The following is an 11,590-nucleotide window of genomic DNA, read 5'->3' on the forward strand; positions in this document are numbered from 1 at the left end:
TTTAAAACAAAGTGTACAGGTCTACTTGGCTATATTTACAGCTCTAGTTTCCCTAATAACTGTAATTTTAACTTGACCTGGGTATGTCATTTCTGTTTGAATTTTGTGTGAAATTTCAAATGAAAGTGTTGCAGCTAAATCATCTGACACTTTTTCACTTTCAACAATTACACGTAATTCTCTACCCGCTTGAATGGCATATGCACTTTTTACTCCTGTAAATCCATAAGCTATATCTTCTAAGTCTTTTAAACGTTGTATGTAAGAATCTAATACTTGTCTTCTTGCACCTGGTCTTGCACCTGAAATTGCATCACAAACTTGAATTATAGGAGAAATTAAATATTTCATTTCTATTTCATCATGGTGAGCCCCTATTGCATTACAAACTTCTTCTTTTTCACCATATTTTTCAGCCCATTGCATACCTAAAATTGCGTGGGGTAATTCGCTTTCTGTATCGGGCACTTTTCCAATATCATGAAGTAAACCAGCTCTTTTAGCTAATTTTACGTTTAGGCCTAATTCTGCAGCCATAATTCCACAAAGGTTGGCCACTTCTCTCGAGTGTTGTAGTAAGTTTTGACCATACGAAGAACGATATTTCATTCTACCTACAATTTTTATTAGTTCAGGATGTAATCCATGAATTCCTAAGTCAATTACAGTACGTTTACCGATGTCTATTATTTCTTCTTCTATTTGTTTCTGAGTTTTAGCAACGACCTCTTCAATTCTTGCAGGGTGTATTCTACCATCCGTTACTAATTTGTGAAGGGCTAATCGAGCAATTTCTCTTCTTACAGGATCAAAACAAGATAGTATAATAGCTTCTGGCGTATCATCTACAATAATTTCTACCCCCGTTGCGGCTTCTATAGCTCTAATATTTCTTCCTTCTCGACCAATAATTCTTCCTTTAACGTCATCAGATTCTATATTGAATACAGATATGCAATTTTCTACTGCCTCCTCTGTTCCAACTCTTAGAATGGTGCTTATTATTATTTTCTTAGCTTCTTGTTGTGCAGTTAATTTAGCTTCTTCAATAGTTTCTTGAATGTGAGCCATAGCATTTGTTTTAGCTTCAGCTTTTAAACTTTCCACCAATTGGTTTGTAGCTTCTTCAGCAGATAAGCCTGAAATAACCTCAAGTTGAACAATTTGAGACTTATGCATTTTATCTACATCAATTTGTTTTTTTTCTAACAAATCAAGACGAGAGGTGTAATCCGTTATTTTTGCTTCTGCCTCATCGTTTATTTTTTTGGTCTTAGCTAACTCACTAGATACTTGAGATTCTTTATCTCTAGTTCTTTTTTCAGCTTCAGCCATCTTTTTATCTTTAGTTAAAATGTCTTTTTCATGTTCAGATTTTAGCTCTAAAAACTTTTCTTTTGCTTGAAGTAATTTGTCTTTCTTAAGAGATTCCCCCTCAGATTTAGCTTCTTTTAATATAGAAAAAGCTTCCTTTTTTGCATTTTTTACAAGATTGGAAACATTATTTTTTTCCATTATCTTAGCTATGATGAAACCTAATGCTATTCCAACTACTCCTCCTATTACTATTGTTAATATGTTGTCCATGTTGTGTTTAAAAAAAATTATAAAAAAAAGCCTACATTAGGGAATTGCATAAACTCTAATAATATACAAGTTTTGAGCTAGTTTGCCATTCAAGATTCCTTGCTAAAAAGCATGGCATTCTTTAGTTGCAATAATTCACTCATTTTAATTTGTGTCTGTTGAGTTTACCAAATAGATACTAATGTAGGCAGTATTGTTAATGTAAGAACGTGTTATTTTGCAAGAATTCGACTCATTTTATTATCTAATTTTTGAAGTCTTTCAAATGCATCTGTATAATCTTTCGATTTGTCGAGTTGCTTTTGTTCAACCTGAGAGGCAAATTGCAAAGCACACATGGCTATTACATCTTGTTTGTCTCTTACGGCATAGTTTTGTTCAAACTGTTTGATCATTACATCAATTTTTTTAGAAGCACTTCTAAGGCCTTCTTCTTGAGAATGTTCCACTGTTAGGGGGTACACTCTGTCTGCTATTGATATTTTAATTTTAAGTTTATTTTCCATTTCTTTCTATTCAGAAAGTTGTGCTATACAATAATCGATTTCTCTAATTAAAGAATTTATTTTGAGTTTTGTTTCTCTTTTGTTTTCATCACTGCCTAATATTGCATTGACTGTTTTTAAGCTTTTTATTTGATGTTCTAGATCAATTTTATTTTCTAACTGATTTTTATTGATTTCTTTAAATTGTAATAATTCTTCAGTCAATTCTTGATTTTTTTTTTCCAGTGCATTCAACCTGTTATGCATTTTTGAAAACTTAACTTCAAGAGAATCAATCAATTCAGTTAATCCACTCATAAAACGGTTTTTTCAGTACAATATTTACAAAGTTATGATTTGAATTTGAATTAGCAACATTTTTTTATTTTTTTTCATATTTTTTTCTTTATTTTTTTGATTTACTTGTTTTATAAGGAGTTATTTATTTATTTTTAATTTTTAAATGCAAAATAGCACAAATGAAATATGCTTTTCTACTATTTTTTATTGGGTTTTATAGTTTTGGACAAGATTATCCTAAAGATTATTTTAATGCTCCATTAAATATTCCTTTAGATCTATCGGGTTCGTTTGGAGAACTTCGAAGCAATCATTTTCATTCGGGTTTAGACCTAAAAACAAAAAACAAAACAGGTCTGCCTGTTTTGGCAGTGGCAGATGGTTATGTGTCTCGAATCAAAATTTCTACCTGGGGTTATGGAAAAGCGATATATGTAAATCATCCTAACGGATTTACATCTGTTTATGGGCATTTAGAATCTGCAAATGGTACAATTGAACAAACGATACACCAAAAGCATTATGTAGAAAAGGCTTTTGAAATTGAATTGTTTTTTAAGCCAAAAGAATTGCCTGTAAAAAAAGGAGAAATAATTGCTTTTTCAGGAAATAGCGGAGGTAGTGGTGGACCACATTTACATTTTGAAATACGTGATACCCGTACCGAAAATATTATTAATCCGCTACTTTTTGGCTTTGATAAATTTGTTGTAGACACATTTAGACCCAAAATTAATAGTGTTTTGGTCTATCCAATGAACGATAGCATTGCCATTAACAATGCATACAAACCTCAAAATATTCAATTGACAATTAATGCTCAGGGTAATTATGTAGCCAATAAAATTACAACTAATGGTGCCATTGGCTTTAGTTTAAATACTTATGATAACATGACAAATTCATATAATAAAAATGGCATTTATAAGGTTTCAACTTTTGTAAATGGCGTGCCTTATTTTTCATATAAATTTGATACCTTTTCATTTGATGAGTCTAAACATATTAATTTTTTTATTGATTATTTTAGATATAAAAATTTAAAACAACGTTTTCAAAAAATGTTTATGGATGCAGCATATCCTTTGTCGATAGTTAATCAAAATCAAAAAGATGGGGTATTGCACGTACAGCCTGCAGCATCGTATATTTATAAAATTGTGGTCGAAGATTTTTCACAAAATAAAACTGTTGTTGAAATTCCGGTGGTTCATAAAAAACAGAACATAGTGCAAAATGATGTTGCAATTACAGGCAAAAAAATAAAAGCAAAAAACGAATATATTTTTGAAGAAGACTTTTGTACTGTTACTTTTCCGTCAAATACATTTTATGAAGATTTTAATATTAAAATGAATGTAAAAGATGGTGTTTTGTATTTGCATGAAGATGAAATACCTGTAAAAAATAGTTTTACCGTATCGTTTGATGTGTCTAATTTAGATGAAAAAATAAAAAATAAAAGTTTCATTGCTAATGTAAATGGCAAATACATCAGCTATTGTAAATCTTATTTGAATAAAAATAAAATTTATTCTAAAGTTAAGAAACTAGGTGTTTATAAAGTAGTTCAAGATACTATTGCTCCTAAAATTTACGCAGCAAACTTTACCACAGACAAAATCATTGATTCCTATAAAAACCTATCTGTTAAAATATCAGATGATGGTTCTGGAATTGATTCGTACACAGCTTATTTAAATGATAAATGGATTTTAATGGAGTATGATTATAAAACTAAAAAACTCACACACAATTTATCTGATCAAATTTACGTTATAGGTAAAAATGATTTTAAATTAGTTGTAACCGATGAAATGAATAATTCTACTATCTTTGAAAGCCGTTTTTATAAGAACAATTAAATAATAATCCCTTTGAAATACATCCTTTTTTTTCTATTATTTTGCAATATAATTTTTGCTCAATTAGCCCAAATAAAAGGGGTAATTTTAAATGAGTTTGAAGAACCTGTAGAAAATGTAACGGTCAAAGTAGGCGAACTAGGTACAACAACAGATGCAACGGGTTTTTATATACTTCAATTTCCTGCTAATAAAAAAGTAACAGTTTCTTTTTCTCATATTTCATACAAAAATGCCACATTAAATAATTTGGAATTAAAGCCAAATGAAGATTACGAGTTTAATCCCGTAATGAATATAAATGTTGAGCAAATTGGTGAAGTAACCCTTGTGGGCGTAAATAAAAAAAGGATTGAAGGTTTAACAGCTATAGAGCCTTTACTAATTAGAAGAATTGTAGGTGCAAATCCAGGAATTGAAAACATCATTAAAACTTTACCAGGTGTTTATTCTAATAATGAATTAAGTACTTCTTATGCAGTTCGTGGAGGAAATTATGATGAAAACTTGGTTTATGTTAATGAAATTGAAGTGTATCGTCCGTTTTTAATTCGTTCAGGTCAGCAAGAAGGCTTGAGCTTTACCAATACAGACTTAGTTGAAAATGTTGATTTTTCAGCAGGAGGGTTTCAAGCTAAATATGGAGATAAAATGGCTTCGGTTTTAGATATTACTTACAAAAACCCAACACAATTTGGAGCAAGTGTAGACGCTAGTTTTTTAGGAATAAACGCATCCATAGCAGGGATTTCTAAAAATCAAAAATGGTCAAATATTACAGGTATTCGTTATAGAAACAACAGTCTTTTAGTTAACAGTCAAGATACAGAAACCAATTACAAACCATCGTTTACAGATATTCAAACTTTATTAAGCTATAACGCTTCAACAAAATGGCAATGGAGCTTTTTAGGTAATATTGCACAAAACAAATACAATTATCAACCTCTATTTAGGCAAACTAATTTTGGAACCATAAGTGAGCCTATTGGTATTCAGGTGTTTTATGAGGGTCAAGAAAAAGATGAATATACTACTGTTTTTGGAGCTGCTAAGGCTGTGTATCAATACAATGATAACAATAAATTAAAGTTTATTTTTTCAACCTATAACACTCAAGAACAAGAATATTTTGATATTTTAGCTCAATATCGTTTAGGAGAAGTAGATACCAATATTGGGTCAGAAACCTTTGGTGATGTTCAATTTACTCGTGGTATAGGCTCACAGTTAACTCATGCTCGAAATAATTTAGACGCCCTTATCATCAACTCTGAAGTTAAAGGATTTCACAAATTAGATGAAAAAAGCGAAATAGAGTGGGGTTTTAAATACACCAGAGAAGACATCAAAGATAGAGTAGTGGAATGGGAAGTTATTGACTCTGCCGGTTTTTCGTTACCTAATCCGCTTTTAGGATATACCAACAACCAGCCGTATAGTCCAAACGAGTACCCACTGACACCTTATCAATACGTAAGGGCTACAAATAATACCACAATAAATAGAGTATCGGGTTATGGTCAATGGAATTATCGGGGCAAATTATCGTCAGGTGAATATTGGTTAAATACAGGTATTCGTTTTCATCAATGGCACGTTCAAGATGATGTCAATAATGGAACAGCTCAAGTTGTTTTTGCACCCCGAGTTCAGTTTGCTTATAAACCCTATTGGAAAAAAGATATGTTGTTTAGAGCTTCGGTTGGTGTTTATAATCAACCTCCTTTTTACAGAGAGTTAAGAGATTATAAAGGTATGGTGCAAACCAATGTAAAAGCGCAGCAATCTATTCATTTTGTTCTGAGTAACGATTATAGTTTTAAAATGTGGGGTAGGGGTTTTAAATTGATCTCTGAATTGTATTATAAAGATCTTAAAAATGTTAATACCTATACGATTGATAATGTACGAATTCGATACAGAGCCAATAATAATGCCACTGCTTATGCATATGGATTTGATACACGAATAAATGGAGAATTTGTACCTGGAACAGAGTCGTGGTTTACGTTTGGTTATTTAAAAACAGAAGAAAATCAAGACGGTAGAGGTTTTATTGCTCGTCCAACAGATCAACGGTTAAAATTCGGAATTTTATTTCAAGACTATATGCCCAATATTCCCAATTTAAAAATTTATTTAAATTTGGTTTATAATACAGGATTGCCTGGTGGTTCACCTTCTTATGCTGACCCTTACGACTATCAACTGCGTTTAAATGACTACAGAAGAATAGATACCGGATTTTCGTATGTATTTAAAGATGAATCGATTTTATCGCAACGCAGTTGGTTAAAATCGTTTAGTGAATTTGCTCTTGGTTTTGAGATTTATAACATGTTTAACAATCAAAATGCTATTACCAATACTTGGGTTAGAGATGTGTATACAAAAAGTCAATATGGCATACCAAATTACATGACCACAAGAGTTTTTAATATAAAATTATCGGCAAGATTATAAACGGCTAATTTTTTTATTCAAAACTCTGCATCATTACTAATTTAGAATACATTCCTTCTTTAGTCATTAATTCTGCGTGAGTTCCTTGCTCAACAATTTCACCTTTTTGCATTACAATGATGTTATCTGCTTTTTGAATCGTAGATAATCTATGTGCAATAACTATTGATGTTCTATTTTGCATCATGTTTTCTAGAGCAACTTGAACAAATTTTTCACTTTCTGTATCTAATGCAGAAGTTGCTTCATCTAAAATCATAATTGGAGGGTTTTTCAAAACGGCTCTAGCAATAGATAAGCGTTGTTTTTGTCCACCAGATAATTTTCCACCTGCATCACCAATATTTGTTTCTATTCCTAAGGGTAAATCTGTTACAAATTCATAAGCATTAGCAACTTTTAGAGCTTCTAATATTTCTTCATCAGTTGCGTCAGGTTTTCCAATAAGTATGTTGTTTTTTATAGTATCATTAAACAAAATAGAATCTTGTGTAACCAATCCTATTAATCCTCTTAGAGAATGAATGTTCATGTCTTTAATATCGACACCGTCAATTTTTATTGCACCTTCTTGAACATCGTAGAAACGGGTTAGTAAATTGGCAATCGTACTTTTTCCAGAACCAGATTGACCAACTAATGCAACAGTTTTTCCTTTAGGAACAGTTATTGAAAAGTTTTTTAACACATTTTCATCACCATATCTAAAGGTAATATTTTCAATTGTTACCTTATCATCAAAAGAATCCTTAATTACAGCATTTTCTTTAGTATCAACAGTGTTTTCTTGTTCTAAAATTTCAAATACACGATCTGCAGCAGCTAATCCATTTTTAACGGCATAAGATGCTTTTGAAATTGCTTTTGCGGGTGTTAATATATTATAAGCTAATCCCATATAAGCTAAGAATTTTTCACCACTTAATAGTTGTTCTCCACTGGCAAAAGTTTCTACTATAACCATATTTCCACCATACCACAATAGCATTGCGATAACTACAATGCCCATAAACTCACTCATAGGTGAAGCGAGGTTGTTTTTCTTTTCGATACTTATGGAAAGTTTTAATAATCTATTTATTGAATTGAAAAACTTATTTGAAAAACTTTCTTCGGCGTTATAGCTTTTTACAACCTTTAAACCACTTAAGGTTTCTTCAACTATAGAAATTAAATAGCCATTTTCTTCTTGAGCTCTTTTAGACTTAGACTTTAAACTTTTACCTATTTTAGAAATTATAATGCCTGAAATAGGAATAAAAATAAAGACAAATAAGGTTAGCTCAAAACTAATAGCAACCATTGCGCCTATAGTAAAAAGAATTGTCATTGGTTCTTTAACAATTAATTCTAATACTGAAAAAAAGGAGTTTTTTATTTCATTAATATCTCCTAACATTCGAGCCATAACATCGCCTTTTCTTTTTTCAGAATAATACGAAATGGGTAGGTGTATTATTTTGGTAAACATATTTTTTCTTAAATCTTTTAAAACTTTATTTTTTACATAAGTTTGTTGATTTAGACCTAAATAATTAAACATATTTTTAAGAAGAAATGTTGAAATCACTATTGATATAACTAAGAGCAAAGCATATTGCTTTCCTTTTTCATCAGATAATTTTGTTAAATAAAAATATAAAAATTGCGTTCCATAATCGATAATATCAAAGATGGATTTCCAAACAGGTATTTGAGTAACTTTTTCAGCATTCTTAAATAAAACCTGTAGCATTGGAATTAATGCTATAAATGACAGGGTACCAAAAAAAGCATAAAGTACATTAAATATAACATTTAAGACTACATTGGTCTTGTATGGTTTAAGATAAGGAATTATTTTTTTAAAATTTTCGTTCATTATTTAAGTTGCATTGCAGCAATGATGTTTTTTATTTTGTCATCTAATTCTTTTTCTACATTTTTAGCATTTTCAATACTATCTAAAGTATCATTTACACTAAAATAAAATTTTATTTTTGGTTCGGTACCACTAGGTCTTGCACAAATTTTACTGCCATCTTCCAAATAATATATCAATACGTTTGATTGGGGAAAGTTCAAAGCTTCAACTTCACCAGAAAGCATGTTTTTTGCGGTGCTGTTTTGATAATCTTCAATCATTACTACTCGTTGGTCATTAATTTCTTTCATAGGATTGTCACGCAAATCAATCATCATTTGGTTAATTTCTTGTAAGCCTGAAATTCCTTTTTTAGTTAACGATATTAAGTGTTCTTTATAAAAACCGTAATCTACATATAAATTTAACAGTTCTTGATATAAACTGCTTCCATTGGCTTTAGCAATAGCAGCAATTTCACAAACCAGTAAAATAGCAGAGACTGCATCTTTATCTCGTACGGCATCGCCAACCATGTACCCAAAACTTTCTTCACCACCACTTATAAACTCTTGGTTAGGAAAATCTATAATAAATTTTGCAATCCACTTAAAACCAGTCAATCCAATTTTGCATTCTACACCATATGCCGAGCCCAATTCTAGCATCATTGGAGTAGAAACAATAGTTGAGCCAATAAATTGATTTCCTGTAATCTTGCCTGCTTGTTTCCATTTTTCTAGCAAAAAGGCAGTCATTACAACCATTGTTTGGTTTCCGTTTAGTAAAACCATTTCTCCTTCTAAATTTCTAACGGCAACACCAACTCGGTCACTATCAGGATCTGTTCCTACAACAATATCAGCATTTGTTTTTTCTGCCAAGGCAGTTGCCATAGCCAAAGCTTCTGGTTCTTCTGGATTTGGTGATTTAACTGTTGGAAAATTTCCGTCTGGTATAGCTTGTTCGGCAACAATATTAACATCATTATAGCCCGCTTTTGCTAAAACATCGGGCACCGATTTTATGGATGTTCCATGTAACGAAGTAAAAACTATTTTTAAATTGTCTTTAGCAGTTTGAGGCGTATTAAAACTCGCATTTTCAACAGTTGATTTTATAAATGCTTCGTCAACTTCGGCATCAATATATTCAATTAAACTTTCGTTAGCTTCAAATTTAATGGCGCTGTATTGTAGGTTTTCAATTAAATTAATAATCTCTCCATCTTGTGGTGGAACCAATTGGCCACCATCTTGCCAATATACTTTGTATCCATTATATTCGGGTGGATTATGAGAAGCGGTTAAAACAATACCGGCATGACAATTCAAATAACGAACCGCAAAAGATAATTCGGGTGTAGTACGCATGTCTGAAAATAAATACACCTGAATACCATTTGCCGAAAACACATCTGCTACAACTTTTGCAAGGGTATCACTATTGTGACGGCAGTCATAAGCGATAGCCACTTTTAGATCTTCATTAGGAAAATATTTTTTTAAATAGTCTGATAATCCTTGTGTGTTTTTTCCAAGTGTGTATTTGTTGATTCTATTAGTTCCCACACCCATTATGCCTCGCATTCCGCCTGTTCCAAACTCTAGATTTTTATAAAAACTATCTTCTAATTGAGCAGGAGAAGAAATCATCATTTTTTTAATTTCTTCTTGGGTTTGATTGTCAAATGTAGGGGTTAACCAAATGTCAACTTTGTCTAAAATAGCTTGTTCAATGTGCATGCTCTTGTTTTTCTTTTAACGTTTTTTTTAAATTATGAAATCTTGTGGTTATATTTTTTCTGAAATGGTATATCGTTTTTCGTTGTTTTTGGTTCTTAAAATTATTTCGCCTAAAAAACCGGCCAAAAAGAATTGTGTTCCAATAATCATGGTTGCTAATGCGATGTAAAATTGGGGCCTCTCTGTAATCAATCGCCCCGTTTTGTTTAAAAACAATTTATCTATTCCAAGATATAACGCCAAACCTAACCCAATAACAAACATAATTGTTCCTAATAATCCAAAAAGATGCATGGGTCTTTTGCCAAATTTGGATATAAACCAAATCGTTATTAAATCTAAAAAGCCATTAACAAAGCGACTCATTCCAAATTTTGAGTTTCCATATTTTCGAGCCTGATGAATGACTACTTTTTCACCAATGTTACTAAAGCCCGCATTTTTTGCTAAAACAGGAATGTATCGATGCATTTCGCCAGAAACTTCAATGTTTTTAATAACACAATTTTTATAGGCTTTTAAACCACAATTAAAGTCATGTAATTGAACACCTGAAGTTTTTCGAGCGGCCCAATTGAATAATTTAGACGGAATATTTTTAAACAGTATCGAATCGTATCGCTTTTTTTTCCATCCCGAAATCATATCATAATTACCAGTAGTAATCATTTTAAATAACTCAGGAATTTCATCGGGACTATCTTGTAAATCAGCATCCATAGTAATAATCACATCACCTAGGGCTTCATTAAAACCTGCATGTAAGGCTTGGCTTTTGCCATAATTGCTTAAAAAACGAATCCCTTTTGTGTTTGGGTCTGTAACAGCTAATGCTTGAATGCTTTTCCAAGAGTCGTCTGTACTGCCATCATCAATAAATATAATCTCGTATGAATAGCTGTTGGCATGCATAACCCGTACAATCCATTGATGTAACTCGGGCAAGGATTCTTGCTCGTTTAATAAAGGAATAATTAGGGTTATGTTCATTTAGAATTGGTCTTTTGGTTTGCTTTTAAAAATAGCAGCTAATATTAATCCAAAAATAGCACTAAAGATGATGCTAAATAAGGATCCTTTTAATTGTTCAACAATTCCAAATTGATTTGATTCTGAAATTTTTTCAACAGCTTCTTTTATTGCAGACGAAGGAGTTCCAAAATTCTTCAACATAGAAACTGTAGCTTCAATAGATAATTCTTTTACAGAATCCTTTAATGAAGGGTCTATAACATTAAAAAGTAATATATTAAACAATACAGATATTAAAATTCCAATAATTGAAAATATAAAAAAAGT

The 11,590-nt window shown here is 31.3% G+C and carries 9 protein-coding genes; 2 read left to right on the top strand and 7 right to left on the bottom strand.

Annotated features, from left to right (window positions below; genetic code table 11):
* Positions 1-21 precede the first annotated feature (21 nt).
* The 3 genes from rny to AABM47_RS01940 all read right to left on the bottom strand — a co-directional run bounded on the left by rny (position 22) and on the right by AABM47_RS01940 (position 2,390).
* Positions 22-1,587, bottom strand: coding sequence for a ribonuclease Y (gene rny, locus AABM47_RS01930; protein ID WP_338409235.1), 1,566 nt, complete (start codon positions 1,585-1,587; stop codon positions 22-24).
* 212 nt (positions 1,588-1,799) lie between these two features.
* The gene (locus AABM47_RS01935) at positions 1,800-2,093 is read right to left on the bottom strand and encodes a cell division protein ZapA (RefSeq protein ID WP_338409236.1); all 294 of its coding nucleotides are present in this window, start codon (positions 2,091-2,093) and stop codon (positions 1,800-1,802) included.
* A gap of 6 nt (positions 2,094-2,099) precedes the next feature.
* Complete coding sequence (locus AABM47_RS01940) at positions 2,100-2,390, bottom strand: hypothetical protein (protein ID WP_338409237.1); 291 nt, start codon at positions 2,388-2,390, stop codon at positions 2,100-2,102.
* A 161-nt stretch (positions 2,391-2,551) separates the two neighbouring features.
* Between AABM47_RS01940 and AABM47_RS01945 the strand changes: the two genes are divergently transcribed.
* Both AABM47_RS01945 and AABM47_RS01950 read left to right on the top strand, forming a co-directional pair.
* A complete protein-coding gene (locus AABM47_RS01945) occupies positions 2,552-4,237 on the top strand; it encodes a M23 family metallopeptidase (protein WP_338409238.1) in 1,686 nt (561 codons plus the stop codon).
* A gap of 3 nt (positions 4,238-4,240) precedes the next feature.
* Complete coding sequence (locus tag AABM47_RS01950; protein ID WP_338409244.1) at positions 4,241-6,703, top strand: carboxypeptidase regulatory-like domain-containing protein; 2,463 nt, start codon at positions 4,241-4,243, stop codon at positions 6,701-6,703.
* A 13-nt stretch (positions 6,704-6,716) separates the two neighbouring features.
* Here AABM47_RS01950 and AABM47_RS01955 read toward each other — a convergent pair whose 3' ends face one another.
* The 4 genes from AABM47_RS01955 to AABM47_RS01970 all read right to left on the bottom strand — a co-directional run.
* Positions 6,717-8,564: an ABC transporter transmembrane domain-containing protein gene (locus AABM47_RS01955; RefSeq protein WP_338409239.1), complete on the bottom strand. Its 1,848-nt coding sequence runs from the start codon at positions 8,562-8,564 to the stop codon at positions 6,717-6,719.
* The gene (locus AABM47_RS01960) at positions 8,564-10,291 is read right to left on the bottom strand and encodes a phospho-sugar mutase (RefSeq protein ID WP_338409240.1); all 1,728 of its coding nucleotides are present in this window, start codon (positions 10,289-10,291) and stop codon (positions 8,564-8,566) included. Before AABM47_RS01960 ends, AABM47_RS01955 begins: the two co-directional genes overlap by 1 nt.
* Positions 10,292-10,339: 48 nt before the next feature.
* Positions 10,340-11,281, bottom strand: a complete 942-nt coding sequence (locus tag AABM47_RS01965) for a glycosyltransferase family 2 protein (RefSeq protein WP_338409241.1) — start codon at positions 11,279-11,281, stop codon at positions 10,340-10,342.
* On the bottom strand, positions 11,282-11,590 hold a 309-nt coding region (locus tag AABM47_RS01970), incomplete at its 5' end, for a DUF4199 domain-containing protein (protein ID WP_338409242.1).

Origin of the sequence: uncultured Flavobacterium sp. (assembly GCF_963925415.1) — a bacterium.
Classification (GTDB): domain Bacteria; phylum Bacteroidota; class Bacteroidia; order Flavobacteriales; family Flavobacteriaceae; genus Flavobacterium.